This is a genomic window from Kibdelosporangium phytohabitans (assembly GCF_001302585.1).
Taxonomy (GTDB): domain Bacteria; phylum Actinomycetota; class Actinomycetes; order Mycobacteriales; family Pseudonocardiaceae; genus Kibdelosporangium; species Kibdelosporangium phytohabitans.
Genome location: NZ_CP012752.1, coordinates 11,486,479 through 11,501,390 on the forward strand (window position 1 = coordinate 11,486,479; position 14,912 = coordinate 11,501,390).

12 protein-coding genes are annotated in these 14,912 nt (G+C 68.5%); 6 read left to right on the forward strand and 6 right to left on the reverse strand.

Features of this window, described 5'->3' with window-relative positions; translation table 11 throughout:
- Positions 1–46: 46 nt before the first annotated feature.
- Entirely contained in the window at positions 47–2,194 is a 2,148-nt protein-coding gene (locus AOZ06_RS51660) for a putative bifunctional diguanylate cyclase/phosphodiesterase (RefSeq protein WP_083472919.1), read from the reverse strand.
- Between the two features lie 259 nt (positions 2,195–2,453).
- On the opposite strand from AOZ06_RS51660, the gene AOZ06_RS51665 reads away from it, so the two are divergent.
- A complete protein-coding gene (locus tag AOZ06_RS51665) occupies positions 2,454–3,254 on the forward strand; it encodes a lysozyme (RefSeq protein ID WP_417999988.1) in 801 nt (266 codons plus the stop codon).
- On the opposite strand, the gene AOZ06_RS51670 is transcribed toward AOZ06_RS51665, so the two are convergent.
- Positions 3,251–4,120, reverse strand: coding sequence for a LysR family transcriptional regulator (locus AOZ06_RS51670; protein WP_054296085.1), 870 nt, complete (start codon positions 4,118–4,120; stop codon positions 3,251–3,253). The two genes, AOZ06_RS51665 and AOZ06_RS51670, sit on opposite strands and share 4 nt — an antisense overlap.
- A gap of 109 nt (positions 4,121–4,229) precedes the next feature.
- Here AOZ06_RS51670 and AOZ06_RS51675 point away from each other — a divergent pair, with 109 nt between their 5' ends.
- A complete protein-coding gene (locus AOZ06_RS51675) occupies positions 4,230–5,090 on the forward strand; it encodes an aldo/keto reductase (RefSeq protein WP_054296086.1) in 861 nt (286 codons plus the stop codon).
- Positions 5,091–5,145: 55 nt separating this feature from the next.
- The gene (locus tag AOZ06_RS51680; RefSeq protein ID WP_054296087.1) at positions 5,146–6,315 is read left to right on the forward strand and encodes a hypothetical protein; all 1,170 of its coding nucleotides are present in this window, start codon (positions 5,146–5,148) and stop codon (positions 6,313–6,315) included.
- Positions 6,316–6,370: 55 nt separating this feature from the next.
- Here the strand turns inward: AOZ06_RS51680 and AOZ06_RS51685 are convergent, their stop codons facing one another.
- Together AOZ06_RS51685 and AOZ06_RS51690 are read right to left on the reverse strand one after the other, a co-directional pair.
- Positions 6,371–7,936 (reverse strand): GMC family oxidoreductase, encoded by a 1,566-nt coding sequence (locus AOZ06_RS51685; RefSeq protein WP_054296088.1) that lies wholly within the window; start codon positions 7,934–7,936, stop codon positions 6,371–6,373.
- 17 nt (positions 7,937–7,953) lie between these two features.
- Positions 7,954–8,919 carry an NAD-dependent epimerase/dehydratase family protein gene (locus AOZ06_RS51690; RefSeq protein WP_054296089.1) on the reverse strand — a complete coding sequence of 322 codons (966 nt, stop codon included), beginning with the start codon at positions 8,917–8,919 and terminating at the stop codon, positions 7,954–7,956.
- 131 nt (positions 8,920–9,050) lie between these two features.
- Here AOZ06_RS51690 and purS point away from each other — a divergent pair, with 131 nt between their 5' ends.
- The 3 genes from purS to purL are packed head-to-tail and all read left to right on the forward strand — an operon-like array spanning position 9,051 to position 12,228.
- Entirely contained in the window at positions 9,051–9,290 is a 240-nt protein-coding gene (gene purS / locus AOZ06_RS51695) for a phosphoribosylformylglycinamidine synthase subunit PurS (RefSeq protein WP_054296090.1), read from the forward strand.
- A complete protein-coding gene (gene purQ, locus AOZ06_RS51700) occupies positions 9,287–9,964 on the forward strand; it encodes a phosphoribosylformylglycinamidine synthase subunit PurQ (RefSeq protein ID WP_054296091.1) in 678 nt (225 codons plus the stop codon). The genes purS and purQ overlap by 4 nt, the downstream gene beginning before the upstream one ends.
- Positions 9,961–12,228: a phosphoribosylformylglycinamidine synthase subunit PurL gene (gene purL, locus AOZ06_RS51705; RefSeq protein WP_054296092.1), complete on the forward strand. Its 2,268-nt coding sequence runs from the start codon at positions 9,961–9,963 to the stop codon at positions 12,226–12,228. The genes purQ and purL overlap by 4 nt, the downstream gene beginning before the upstream one ends.
- Positions 12,229–12,282: 54 nt before the next feature.
- On the opposite strand, the gene AOZ06_RS51710 is transcribed toward purL, so the two are convergent.
- On the reverse strand, positions 12,283–13,770 hold the full coding sequence (locus tag AOZ06_RS51710) for an aldehyde dehydrogenase family protein (RefSeq protein WP_054296093.1): 1,488 nt from the start codon (positions 13,768–13,770) through the stop codon (positions 12,283–12,285).
- The gene (locus AOZ06_RS51715; RefSeq protein WP_063810267.1) at positions 13,767–14,912 is read right to left on the reverse strand and encodes an MFS transporter; all 1,146 of its coding nucleotides are present in this window, start codon (positions 14,910–14,912) and stop codon (positions 13,767–13,769) included. Before AOZ06_RS51715 ends, AOZ06_RS51710 begins: the two co-directional genes overlap by 4 nt.

A 14,912-nucleotide genomic window follows, 5' to 3' on the forward strand; every position in this document is an offset into this window, starting at 1 on the left:
TCCGCAGATAGGGCTCGCATCGGCCTGTCCGCCTGCCCGCAAGGGCCTACCGCTGACCCGCGGTCGCCGCGGTGAGCCACTTCTCGATGTCCTCCGGCGGGCCGGACTTGGCGTAGAGCCAGCCTTGGGCGCAGTCCGCGCCGATCCGGCGCAGGCGGTCGGCCTGCTCGGTGGTTTCCACGCCCTCCGCGGTCACTGTCAGGCCCAGCAGGTGGGCAAGGGAGACCAGGGTTCGGACGATCTGGGTGTCCACCAGGCTGGCGTTGCCCGGGTCGCGGAGGCCTTCGAGGAAGGACCCAGCGATCTTCAGCGTCCGGACCGGCAGCACGCGCAGGTACGCCAGGTTCGAGTAGCCCGTGCCGAAGTCGTCGATCGCTATCGTCAGGCCGAGGTCCACCAGGGTGCGGAGCATCTCCAGCGGTTCGCCGGTCGCGCCCATGATCGCGCTCTCGGTCAGTTCCAGCTGGACTCTGTGGGCGGGCAGCCCGGTTTCGGCGAGGATCTTGCGGATGTCGTCGACCAGTCCGGGGTCCCGGCACTGGCGGACCGCCAGGTTCACGCTCACGTACGGCGCGTCGTCGCCGAACCTGTCCCACCACTGCTTCGCCTGCACGCAGGCTGTCCTGAGCACCCAGCGTCCCAGTGGGACGATCAGGCCCGTCTCCTCGGCCAGTCCGATGAACCGGTCCGGGCCCAGCGGGCCGAACTCCGGGTGCCGCCAGCGGACCAGCGCTTCCACGCCGTGCAGTTCGCCGTCCGGCAGGCGGACGATCGGCTGGTAGTCCACATAGAACTCTTCGCGTTCCAGCGCCGCGGGCATCCGGGCCGACAGGGTGAAGCGGGCCACCTCGTGCGCGTTGCGCTCCGGGTCGAAGCAGGCGTACTGGTCCTTCCCGTCCGATTTGGCCCAGTAGAGCGTCACGTCCGCGTCACGCATCGTGTCCGCGGGTGTCGTTCCCTCGCATGGGCGTTCAACGATCCCGATGCTCGCGGACACCGTCAGGTCGTGGCCGCCGATCCGGACCGGTTCGCGCAGCGCCGAAAGGATCTTGTCCGCCAGCAGGGTCAGGTCCTTCATGGACGCGCAGTCCTGGACCAGCACCACGAACTCGTCGCCGCCCATCCGCGCGACCATCCGGTCCGGTCCGTCCACGAGCACGCCGAGCCTGGAGCCGACCGCGACCAGCAACTGGTCGCCGACATCGTGGCCGAGGCTGTCGTTGATCACCTTGAAGCCGTCGACGTCCAGGTAGCAGAGGCCGACGCGGGTTTCCCCGCCGGTCGCGAAGACTTCGTTGAGTCGCTCCTGGAACAGCGCCCGGTTGGGCAGCCCGGTCAGCGGGTCGTGCGTCGCCTCGTGCCGCAGCCTGCGCTGCAGGGTGTGCCGTTCGGTGATGTCCTCGATCATCCCGACCAGGTACTGCGGGCGGCCCGCTTCGTCGCGGACGACCGAGACCTTCAGGTTCGTCCTGAGCGTCACGCCGTCGCGGCGCCGGAATCGCCGCTCCACCTGGTAGTTGTCGCGCAGGCCCGCCAGTGCTTCGTCGTACTCCTCGCGGAGTTTGGCCGGCATGTCCTTCTCGAAGAACTCCTCGATGTTCATCGTGCGCAGTTCGGACAGCTGCATGCCGAGCAGATCGGACAGCGCCCGGTTGGCGTCGATCATGTTGCCGCGCATGTCGCAGATGCCGATGCCGACGGCCGCTTCGTGGAACACCGCCTGGAAGCGCGCCTCGCTCGCCCGCAACGCCGCGTGTGCGCCGCGGCGGGCGTCCATCACCGCCGCGCGGACCGATTCGGGCTGCTGGTCTTCCAGATTCCGTTCGCTGATCGCCTCGTTGAATCCGGTCACGAGCGAAGCCAGGATCTTCGGCAGCCTGCGGATCGCCCGTTCGGACGAGTCGGCGAGCGCGGGCAGGCCATCGCCGATCACCCGGATGGACGCGGCGAGGGACTCGGTTTCCAGGAACCGCATCCGGACGAGTTCGATGCCGATCCACTCGACGGTCTGGTGCGGGTAGGCGTCCGCGTTCGCCACGTCGACGAGCACCTTGCCGAACTCGGCCAGCCGCTCGACGATCTCCTCGGTCTCCAGCGCTACATAGCTGGTGTTCCGGACGGCCGCAGCCCAGCGCCTGGCGAACCGCTCACACCCGCCCGACCCCTCGGCCGCGGGCCAGCTCGGGCTTTCCACCGTCCACACCCTTCGGCACTCGCACGATCGATCCAACTGGCCGGCCGAGGCAACCTTACCGGCTTGAACAGCAACGTACTCAGCCCCGCAACTGTCAAGTTGGTTAACCCTAGTGATTCTTTCACACCAAAGCGTGACAAATGGGTAGTTATGGGCTCACAATCCTGACTCAGGCGGCTACTTTCAGTTAGCCGTCTAGCGAGGGCAAGGAAAGGGCATCCCCATGAAGATCCCTGCAATCCCAAGGGGCCGCCGCCGCATGCTGACCGCAGTGGTGTCTGCCTCTGTTCTCCTGTTGAGCGCGTTACCTGCCAGCGCCCAGCCGGAGCCGACTGTTGATCCGATCGATCGGTACGTCGTCGAGAACGACCACCCGATGGGCTCCCAGATCGCCAAGCACGAGGGCAACCAGCAGATGGTGCTGGTGCCGCAGGACATCGGCGCACAAGCCGTCGTCTACGGCATCGACGTCAGCGGCTGGCAGGGCAATGTGGACTGGGCCCACTGGTGGGGACAGGGCAAGCGGTTCGCCTATGTCAAGGCCACCGAGGGAACCACGTACCAGAACCCGTACTTCGCCCAGCAGTACAACGGTTCCTACAACGTCGGCATGATCCGCGGTTCGTACCACTTCGCCCAGCCGGCCAAGAGCACCGGTGCGGCGCAGGCGGACTACTTCGTCAACAACGGTGGTGGCTGGTCGCGTGACGGCAAGACGCTGCCCGGCGCGCTCGACATGGAGTACAACCCGAGCGGCGCGACTTGCTACGGACTGTCCAAGCCGGCCATGACCGCGTGGATCAAGTCCTTCAGCGACCGGTACCACGCCCGCACGACCCGCTGGCCGGTGATCTACACGAGCACCAGCTGGTGGTCGCAGTGCGTCGACGGTGACTTCTCGTCGACGAGCCCCCTGTGGGTGGCCAGGTACGCCTCATCTGTCGGCGCTTTGCCTTACGCGTGGGGCTTCTACACGATCTGGCAGTACTCATCCAGCCCGATCGACCAGAACCAGTTCAACGGCGCCTACGACCGCCTGCAGGCACTCGCCAACGGCTAGGCGCGACCACTTCTGGCCGCGGCGACCGCGTCGAGCAGCGCGGTCGCCGCGGCACTGGCCGTTTCGGACGTGACGACGACGGTGTCCCACGAGGGCAGCCGTCCCGCGATCCCGACGAACTGCACCTTGTCGGTCTTGACCGAAAAGGACTGTGGCACCAGTGCCACGCCGAGGCCGAAGGTCACCAGGTCCAGCAGGGAGTGCACGTCGTTGACCTCGAACGCGATCCGCCGCTCGCCGAGCACGGAGTCGACGAGGTCGCGCGAGCCCCAGTCTTGTTGGAAATCCACGAACGGCTCGCCGTCCAGGTCATGAAGTGACACTTCGGTCCGGTTGGCCAGCGGATGCTCCAAGGCACACGCCAGCACAAGGGGTTCGCTGGCCAAAGGGCGGATCAGCACGTCGTCCACCGGGCGCAACGGCCGTGCCACCAGGGCGACGTCCAGCCGCCCGGCCCGGACCTGGTCGACCAGGTGCCGGGAACCGCCCTGCCGCAACTGGATCTCCACACCGGGGTGCGCGGCGTGGAAGCGGGCGAGGATCTGGGGCACGTTCACCACGTGCACGCACTGCAGCGACCCCACGGCCAAGTTGCCCCGGATCAGCCCCTGCACCGCGGCCACGGCGGCACGGGCCGCGTCGGTGGCGCTCAGCGCCCGCCGCGCTTCGACGAGCAGAGCGCGGCCCGCGGGCGTAAGTTCGACCTGCCTGGTACTCCTGATGAACAGCGACGCCCCCAGCTCACGCTCGAGCGAGCGGATCGCCGACGACAAGCCGGACTGGGCCACGTGCATCCGCTTGGCCGCGCGGGTGAAGTGGCACTCCTCGGCGGCGGCGACGAAGTACTCGAGTTGGCGGAGCTCCATGATTCATCACCCGCACTGCTCAATGGGATCAGTTTTCCCTGTTGGACAGATTAATGCAGCGGGCGCAGGCTGGAGACACAAGCAACGGACAGCAGAAGGAGAGAACTCCATGCGGACTCGTCGTATCGGCGACACGCAGGTCAGCGCGATCGGCCTCGGCGGCATGCCGCTGTCGGTCGAGGGCAGGCCGGACGAGCAGCAGGCCGTTGCCACGATCCACGCGGCGCTGGACGCCGGCATCACCTTCATCGACACGGCGGACGCCTACAGCCTCGACGACAGCGACTTCGGGCACAACGAGTCCCTGATCGCCAACGCCGTCGCCTCCTACGGCGGTGACAAGTCCGACGTGCTGATCGCGACCAAGGGCGGGCACACCCGCACCTCGGGCGGCGGCTGGTCGCTCAACGGCTCGGCCGCGTACATCAAGCAGGCCTGTGAGGCGTCGCTGAAACGGCTCGGCGCCGAGGCGATCGGGCTGTACCAGTTCCACCGGCCGGACCCGGCCGTGCCGATCGCCGAGTCGGTCAGCGCGGTGCGCGACCTGCTGGACGAAGGCAAGATCCGGTACGCGGGCGTGTCCAACTTCAACCCGGCCGAGATCAAGCAGGCCAACGAGATCCTCGGCGGCAGGCTGGCCGCGGTGCAGAACCAGTTCTCGCCCGCGTTCCGGTCGAGCGAGCCGGAGCTGGAGCTGTGCGACGAGCTCGGCATCGCGTTCCTGCCGTGGAGCCCGCTCGGCGGCATCAGCAAAGCCGGTGAGCTCGGGTCGCGGTTCGCCCGGTTCGCCGAGCTCGGCGCGGCCCGCGGGGTCAGCCCGCAGCGGGTCTGCCTGGCGTGGATGCTCGCCAAGTCGCCGCACGTCATCCCGATCCCCGGTTCGTCGCGACCGGCCAGCATCCAGGACTCGGCACAGGCCGTGGACCTGGAGCTGACCGACGACGAGATCGCGGAGTTGGACAAGTCCTGAGCAACTGCTGCATCCGGCCCTACCGGCCAGGGCCGGATGCCTCCAAAATGTGCGGATGCATCTGGCCTTGCTCATCGTCGGCTTGTTGCTCCTGATCGGCAGCGGGGTGATGTTCGCCCGACAGGCACGCGCGCTCGTCGGCACCGTGCTCGGCGCTGTCGGTCTGGCGGCGACCGTCGCGGGGTGGATCCTGCTCGACGGCGGGTCGACGCTCAGCGAGGCCTTCCGGACAGGCGGTCTCGCGGCCGCCGCTGTCGTGGCGCTGTACGCGCTGTGGCTCAGCGACCAGCGCCGCAGGATCGACGAGGACCGCCAGGACATCGAGCGCCGCAGGCACGACCTCGAGGACCAGCGGCACGCCCTCGAGCAGGCCCGTCAGCAGATGGAAACGCAGCGGATGCAGCACGACCGCGAACGGTCGACCGACGAGCGCTTCGCCCGGTCCATCGAGCTGCTGGGCGACGACGCCGACCAGGTCAGGGTCGGCGCGATGCACGCGCTCGCCGGGCTTGCCCGTAGCCGCGCGGAGTACACGCAGACCGTGCTCGACGTGCTGTGCGCGTACCTACGCAGGCCGTTCGACCACGCGCACTACGCCCGCCTGCGTGGCGCGGACGACGCCGTCGAGGAGTCGGTGGACGCCGACCGCGAACGGCAGGTCAGGCTCACCGCGCAACGGCTGATCGGCGAACTGCTGCCGGAAAGCGGCGACGGCCGGGCACCCACGTACGACCTGGACCTGACCGGGGCCACGCTGGAGTACTTCGACATCTCCGAGCGCGTGGTCGGCCAGCTCACCGCGCGGTCGGTGAACCTGTACGAGGCCAACGCGTTCGGCAACATGGAAATCTTCGGCGACGCCTGGTTCACCGCGGCGCACAGCTGGGGCAAGTTCATCGCCCCGGGCACCACGTTCCACAAGCGCGCCTGGTTCGCCAACTTCGAGGCCGATCAGCTCGTGGACCTCAAGCAGTCCAAGTTCGACGGTGTCACCAAGCTCGCACAGGCGACGTTCGACGGCAAGGTCGTGTTGCGGGGCAGCAAGTTCGCGCAGCCGATCGACCTCAACCACAGCGCTTTCCGCGGCGGCATCGACATGTCGGCCGCGGTCGCCGCGTCCGCCGAGACCTACGGCATGACGGTGTCGCTGGAGATGAAGAACGAACTGCCCGAAGGCTGGATCGTCGACCAGCAGGACGACGGAACAGGCCTGGTCCGCACGTAACCCCTCGTGAGTGGTTAGGCCGGTTCTAACCGGCCTAACCACTCACGAGGGTTGATCAGGGGTTCTTGATCAGGTCGGCTGCTTTTTCGCCGACCATGATCGACGGCGCGTTCGTGTTTCCGCGCGGCACCATCGGCATCACCGACGCGTCCGCGACACGTAGTCCCTCGACGCCGTTGACCTGCAGCGAGGGGTCGACGACCGTGCCGATCGAACACGTGCCGACCGGGTGGTAGAGGGTCTGGGTCACGTCTCGGATGTGGTCGGCGAGTTCGGCGTCGGTCAACTCCAGCGACTCCGGTTTGTACGGCGCGCCGAGGTACCGCGCGATCGCCGGTCGCTCGCAGATCTCCTGCTGCATGCGGATCCCGGCGATCATCACCTCCATGTCCGACGGATCCGCGTAGTACGCCGGGTCGATCGACGGCCGCCACAGGGGATTGCCCGACCGCAGCCGCAGCCTGCCGCGGCTCTTGGGCGCGACGTGCACCGCGGCGGCGGTGAAGCCGCGACCGGGCGGTTCCTGCATCCCGTTGTCGTAGAAGAAGGTTGGCGCGACGATGAACTGCATGTCCGGGGCGGGCAGTCCGTCGCTCGTCGGGATGAAACCGCCTGCCTCGCCGATGTTCGACGCCAACGGGCCGCGTCCGGCCAGCTGCCACTGCACCAGCCGCTGCGGGTTGACGTAGTCGATCAGATCGGTTGTCCCGCGTGTGCTGTAGAGGATCGCGGCGGCTGGGTGGTCGTGCAGGTTCGTACCGACCTGGTCGATGCCCACGACGACGTCGATGCCGTGTTCCCGCAGGTGTTCGGCGGGCCCGATGCCCGACAGCATCAGCAGTTGCGGCGAGTTGATCGCGCCACCGGACAGCACGACCTCGCGGTCGACGTACGTTGTCCTGACCGTGCCCTCGTGCAGGTATTCGATGCCGACGGCACGGCCTGACTCGATCACGACCTTGGTGGCCTGCGCGTTCGTGCGCACGGTCAGGTTCGGGCGGTCCATGGCGGGCCGCAGGTAGGCGTCCGCTGTCGACCAGCGGCGGCCGTTGTGGCACGTCACCTGGTACTGCCCGGCGCCTTCCTGGTCGGCGCCGTTGAAGTCGTCCGTCGGCTTCATGCCCCACGCGACCGCGGCTTGGACCCATGCGCTGGACAGTTCGTGCGTGTAGCGGCGGTCTTCGACGAACAACGGGCCCTCGCCGCCGTGGAACGGCCCGCCGAGGCGCGTGTTGTGTTCCGCGCGTACGAAGTACGGCAGCACGTCGTCCCAGCCCCAGCCGGTCGCGCCGTGCTCGTCGCGCCAGGCGTCGTAGTCGGCGTGGTTGCCGCGGATGTAGATCATCGCGTTCATCGACGAGCAACCACCGAGCGCTTTCATCCGCGGCCAGTAAGACTTGCGGTCGCCCATGTGCTTCTGTTCGACCGTCTCGTAGTTCCAGTCCCACTTGGTCTTGAACAGGTTCGCGAACGCGGCGGGGATGTGGATCTCGTCGGCGGTGTCCTCGCCGCCGGCTTCCAGCAGCAACACCCGGACACCGGGATCCTCGGTCAGCCGGTTGGCCAGCACACATCCCGCGCTACCAGCCCCAACCACGACGTAGTCGAAAGTTTCGCGCATTCCCCAGATACTGCCACTCAGCGCGCTGCGAGAATGTGAGCTTCCTCCCCACGGGTGAGCCCCGCCTTGCGCGGGCGCGCCAACCCCAGCTCACGCTCGTGCTCCAGTGCGTTCAGCGCCGCCTCCTCGAGCGAACGGAACCTCAGGCCGGCGTCGATCGCGGGCCGCACATCCCAGTTCGCGCCGATGATGTGGCCGCCGGGCACCCACAGCGGCAACGACCGGGGCCCCGCCCACGAGTTGACCTCCAACTCCTCGAGCTTCTGCTCGCTCACCGGCACGATCTCGGCGTCGCCACCGACCGCTGCCTTGATCCGGGTGAGCAGTTCGCCGAGCGGGATCGGCAGGCCGCTGGCGTTGAACGTGCCGCCGGCACGGCGTTCGGCACCGTCGACGATCCACGCCGCCAGGTCCTCCACGTCGACGTGGTGCGTGGCCTGGTCCGGTGCGTCCGGCACGACCGCCTGGCCGTCGCCGGACAGCCGGGCGGGCCAGTAGCCGAAGCGGTCGCTGATGTCGCCGCGGCCGGTGATCAGACCGGAACGGACGATGAACGCGTCCTGCCCGTAGACGTCCCTGACCGCGTTCTCGCTGGCCACCTTGATGGCGCCGTAGTCGTCCATGGTCTGCGCCGTGCCCTGCTCGCGCACCGGGTCGAAGACGGGATCGTCGACTCCGCCGGTGCGGAACTCCTGGTAGACGCTGATCGACGAGACGAACGTCCAGTGCGCGGATCGGATCTGCTCGACGGCCCGGTGGACGTGGGGATAGGAGATTTTCGCCACGTCCACCACCGCGTCGAAGCGCTCGCCGCGCAGCGGCGCCAGGCCGTCGGGATCGTCGCGGTCGAGCCTGACCAACGGGGCGGGCGCGCCGCTCGTGCTCCCCCTGGCCGCGCAGGTCACGTCGTGCCCGCGGCCGACGGCCTCCGCCGCGATCGCGCGACCGAGGAACACCGTGCCGCCCAGAACGAGAAGTCGCATGTCATCGATACTCGTCGTCACCCGGCCCGGTTGGCCAGCGTGCTCGCGCAGAGCGAAACTCCCAGGTCAGGTAGGCTTCCCAGGTCCATCGTGACCCGCTGTGATGTTCTTGACAATGGGAGCAAACGACCGTGGCCCGTGTCGTCGTCGACGTAATGCCCAAGCCGGAGATCCTCGACCCGCAGGGACAGGCGGTGGCCAAAGCACTGCCCCGTCTCGGATTCCAAGGTGTGACCGAGGTTCGCCAAGGCAAGCGCTTCGAGCTGGAGGTGGACGACTCGGTCGACGACGAGACGCTCACCAAGATCGCCGCTGATCTGCTCGCCAACACCGTGATCGAGGACTTCACCGTCCGGAGGCTCGACGCATGACGGCCAAGATCGGAGTCATCACCTTCCCTGGGACGCTCGACGACCAGGACGCCGGCCGTGCGGCGAAGTACGCCGGTGCCGAGGCCGTGCCGCTCTGGCACGCCGACGCCGACCTGCGCGGGGTCGACGCGGTGATCGTGCCCGGCGGCTTCTCCTACGGCGACTACCTGCGCTGCGGCGCGATCGCCCGGTTCGCCCCGGTGATGGGCCCGGTGATCGAAGCCGCCGCGAAGGGCATGCCGATCCTGGGGATCTGCAACGGTTTCCAGATCCTGTGCGAGGCCGGTCTGCTGCCCGGCGCCCTCGTGCGCAACCACGAGCTGCACTTCGTCTGCCGGGACCAGTGGCTGAAGGTGGAGAACACCTCGACCGCGTGGAGCAGCCGGTACGACAAGGGAGCGGAGATCCTGATCCCCCTGAAGTCCGGCGAGGGTGGCTACGTCGCCGAGCGCGACACCCTGGCCGCGCTGGAAGGCGAGGGCAGGGTGGTGTTCCGGTACGTCGGCGGCAACCCGAACGGGTCGCTCAACGACATCGCGGGCATCACCGACGCGCGTGGCCGGGTGGTCGGCCTGATGCCGCACCCCGAGCACGCCATCGACGCGCTGACCGGGCCGTCCGACGACGGGCTGGGCATGTTCTTTTCCGCCATCGACGCACTGGTGAAGGCATGACGATCGACACTGTCAAGCACGCGGAAGACACTCCGGAGACCGCCCAGCCGTACCGCGAGCTGGGCCTCAAGGACGACGAGTACCAGCGGATCCGGGAGATCCTCGGCCGCAGGCCGACCGACGCCGAGCTGGCGATGTACTCGGTGATGTGGAGCGAGCACTGCTCCTACAAGTCCTCCAAGGTGCACCTGTCCTACTTCGGCAAGACCACCACCGAGCAGATGCGCTCGAAGATGCTCGCGGGCATCGGCGAGAACGCCGGTGTGGTGGACATCGGCGACGGCTGGGCGGTCACCTTCAAGGTGGAGAGCCACAACCACCCGTCCTATGTGGAGCCCTACCAGGGCGCCGCGACCGGTGTCGGCGGGATCGTGCGCGACATCATGGCGATGGGCGCGCGGCCGTTGGCCGTGATGGACTCGCTGCGGTTCGGCCCGGCTGACGCCCCCGACACCCGCCGGGTGCTGCCGGGCGTGGTGGCCGGTGTCGGCGGTTACGGCAACTGCCTCGGTCTGCCCAACATCGGCGGCGAGGTCGTGTTCGACTCGACGTACCTGGGCAACCCGCTGGTCAACGCGTTGTGCGTGGGTGCGATGCGGGTCGAGGACCTGCACCTGGCGCACGCGTCCGGCACCGGCAACAAGATCATCCTGTTCGGCGCGCGGACCGGGCTGGACGGCATCGGCGGTGTGTCGGTGCTGGCGTCCGACACGTTCTCCGGTGACGAGACCACGGCCGGGCGCAAGAAGCTCCCCTCGGTGCAGGTCGGCGACCCGTTCACGGAGAAGGTGCTGATCGAGTGCTGCCTCGAGCTGTTCCGCGAGGGCATCGTGGTCGGCATCCAGGACCTCGGCGGCGCCGGCCTGTCGTGCGCGACATCCGAGCTGGCCAGCGCCGGGGACGGCGGCATGCATGTGAACCTCGACCGGGTTCCGTTGCGCGCCAAGGGGATGACCCCGGCCGAGATCCTGTCGAGCGAGTCGCAGGAACGGATGTGCGCGGTCGTCAAACCGTCCGATGTGGACGCTTTCATGCAGGTGTGCGCCAAGTGGGACGTGACCGCGACCGAGATCGGCGAGGTGACCGAGACCGGTCGTCTCGTCATCACGTGGCACGACGAGGTCGTGGTGGACGTCCCGCCGCGGACGGTCGCGCACGAGGGCCCGGTGTACAACCGCCCGGTGGCACGCCCGGCCGAGCAGGATTCGCTGCAGCAGCCGATCGAACTGCCCCGTCCGTCCACTTCGGACCTGCATGATCTGGTGCTGCGGATGGCGGGGTCGCACAACCTCTCGTCCCGCAGCTGGGTCACCGACCAGTACGACCGGTACGTGCGCGGCGGCACCGTGCTGTCGCAGCCGTCGGACTCGGGCATGATCCGGATCGACGAGGAAAGTGGCCGCGGTGTCGCGCTTTCCGTCGACTGCAACGGCCGCTACTGCAAGCTGGACCCGTACACCGGTGCCCAGCTCGCGCTGGCCGAGGCGTACCGGAACGTGGCCGTCAGCGGCGCGACCCCGGTGGCCGTGACGAACTGCCTCAACTTCGGCTCACCGGAGGACCCGGGCGTGATGTGGCAGTTCGAGCAGGCCGTGCGCGGCCTCGCGGACGGCTGCGTCGAGCTGGGCATCCCGGTGACCGGCGGGAACGTCAGCTTCTACAACCAGACCGGCGCCACGGCGATCCTGCCGACGCCGGTGGTCGGCGTGCTCGGCGTGATCGACGACGTGCGCAGGCGCATCCCGACGGGCATCGGCGCCGAAGCGGGCGAAACGTTGCTGCTGCTGGGAAACACCGCGGACGAGTTCGGCGGTTCGGAGTGGGCGCACGTGGTGCACGGGTCGCTGAGCGGCCTGCCGCCGCGCGTGGACCTGGCGCACGAGATGCTCCTGGCGGACATCCTGCGGGCCGGTTCCCGTGACGGGATGGTCTCCGCCGCCCACGACCTGGCCGAAGGTGGCCTGGCGCAGGCGATCGTGGAAGCGTGCCTGATCGGCCAGACCGGCGCCCGGATCTTCCTCGACGGCGACCAGGACCCGTTCGTGCAGCTGTTCTCCGAGTCGGCCGGCCGCGTGATCGTGGCCGTGCCGCGGACCGAGGAGCTGCGGTTCACCGACATGCTCACGGCCCGCTCGATGCCGTGGCGCAAGCTCGGCGTGGTGGACCCGGACGCGAAGGCACTGGAGATCCAGGACGTCGCCACGTTCACGCTGGAAGAGCTGAGCACCGCCTGGCAGGGCACCCTCCCAGCCCTGTTCCACTGACAGACCTCGTGAGTGTTTTGGCCGGTTCTAACCGGCCAAAACACTCACGAGGTCTTACTTGCGTTTGCCGTGCAGCAGGGTGATCAGCTTGGCCACGGTCGCGTCGGTCTTCTCGGTGCGGGCGAAGGTGGTCAGGTTGATCGGGGCGCGGAAGCGCTGGCGGGCGATGGCTTTCGCGCGGGTGAACTCCTTCAGGCCGTCCTCGCCGTGGATGCGGCCGAAGCCCGAGTCGCCCACTCCGCCGAACGGCAGCGACGGGATTCCGGCGAAGCTGATCACCGAGTTCACCGCGGTCATGCCCGAACGCAGGCGCCGCGCCAGTTCCATGCCGCGGCGTTTGGCGAACACCGTCGCGCCGAGGCCGTAGCGGGAGTCGTTGGCCTTCACCAGCGCCTCGTCCATGTCCTTCACCTTCGCGATGGTCAGCGTCGGGCCGAAGGTCTCGTCGCGCACCGCCACCGAGTCCTCCGGCACGTCCACCAGGATCGTCGGCTGCACGAACCGGTCGCCGACCGCGTCCACCCCGCCGATGAGGGCTTTCCCGCCCCGGGCGATCGCGTCCGTGATGTGCTTGCGGATGATGTCGAGCTGGGCGGGCATCGTGATCGGGCCGATCTTGGCGTCGGCGTCGCCACCCGCGCGCACGTCCCTTGCCTTCTCGACCGTCGCGGCGACGAAGGCGTCGTAGACCTTCTCGTGCACGTAGACGCGTTCGACTCCGACGCAGGTCTGGCCCGCGTTGGACATCCCGCCCCAGACCGCCGCGTCCGCCGCCGCGTCGACGTCGGCGTCCTCGTCCACGAGCAGCGCGTCCTTGCCGCCTGCCTCGATCAGCACCGGGGTCAGGGTTTCCGCGCAGGCCGCCATGATCTTGCGGCCGGTCGGGGCCGAGCCGGTGAAGGCGATCTTGTCGACGCCCGCGCGGCAGAGCGCCGCGCCGGTCGCGCCGAATCCGGTGATCAGCTGGAACACCGGGTGCTCAGGCACCGCCTCGGCGAAGCTGTCCACCAGCCACTTGCCCACGCCCGGGGTGTACTCGCTCGGCTTGAAGACCACCGAGTTGCCCGCCGCCAGCGCGTAGACGATCGAGCCCATCGGGGTGAAGGTCGGGTAGTTCCACGGGCCGATCACGCCGATCACGCCGAGCGGCTGGTACTCGACCGTCGCGGCCTGGTTGGCCATCAGCAGTCCGGAGGCGCGGCGTTTGGGGCCGAGCACCTTGCGGGCGTTCTTGGCGACCCAGGCGGTGTGGTCGACAGCCAGGATGACCTCGAGCATCGCGTCCGCGTGCGGCTTGCCGGTCTCCTGGTGGATCACCTCGGCCAACTGCGGGCCGCGCCGGGTGATGATGCCCTTCCAGCGCTGCAGGCGTTCCGCGCGCCCGGCGAACCCGAGCGACTGCCACCACGCGGACGCGTTGCGCGCCCTGGCGACAGCGTCGGCCACGTCCTGCTCGGTGTGCACGGGGTACGTCCCGACGATCTCGTCGGTGGCCGGGTTCAGCGAGTCGAACGTCTCGACTTTGTGCTCGACGGTGGTCATGAGGACGCCTCCTGGTTGGCTACCGCCGAGGTTACTCGACGGTAGCCGCCTTGGCGACGGGCTGTGAACACCGCCAACGCAGCCGTCAGCGCCACGCCTGCGCCTGTCAGCACGGCACCGGTCACCGGCAACGCCGACACGGACAGTGACCCGAGCGCGAACCCGCCCGACTGCGCGGTGAAACTCAGGCTGAAGCCCTCGGCCTTGCGGTCCTCGGGCAGAGTCAGCTGGAGGTGCATCGAGATCGACGTGTTCAGCGGCCCGACGCAGACACCGACGGTCACCAGTCCGGCGATCAGCAGCGGCCAGGACGAACTGAACGCGACAAGCACCCCGCCGACAGCCATGACGGTGAGGAACACGGTCGCTCTGGTCCGCCGGTCGGCGTGCAGACGCGGACCCAGCCAGGCGTACACACCGGCGCCCGCCATGCTCGCGCCGATGATCACAGCCATGATCACCACGGCCGTCCCGGCGCCGCCGCCCAGCCGTTGCGCGATCGGCAGCGACGACACCTCCACCGTGCTGATCAGGAACCCGAAGCCGAACGAACTGAGCAGCCACACCATGATCGAACCCATCGGCGGGCGGATCCCCTCGGGACGCGGCACAGCCGGCACCACCGGCACGAACAGCACCGCGAGCAGGTACGCCACAGCCATACCGAACACGGGTGCGCTGCCACCGAGCGGCGTGAGCAGGGCGACCACCAACGGTCCGCTGACCACGACGAGTTCGACCACCACGGCGTCGATCGCGACCGCGCGTTCGAGGAAGCTCGCGCTGACGGATTTCGGCAGCAGTGCGCGGATCCCGCCGGACATCCCGCCTGCCGCGAACCCGGTCAGCACGACGAAGACGACCGTCAGCACCGGCGACGAACTCACCGCGGCCAAGCCGCACAAGCCCAGTGCCGAGACCACGAGCAGGACCCGCAGCCCACGAGCCACACCGATGCGGTCGAGCAGACGGCCGGCCAGCCTGGCGGATGCGATCTCGGCGCCGATGAACACCGCCATCATCACGCCACCCAGCCGGTACGAACCGGTCATCTCGGTCGCCAGCAGGGCGAACGCGAGCGGCGCCATGTTGCCGGGTAACCGCAGGAGCTGGGCAGCGGCGGACCAACGCACGTAACTCAC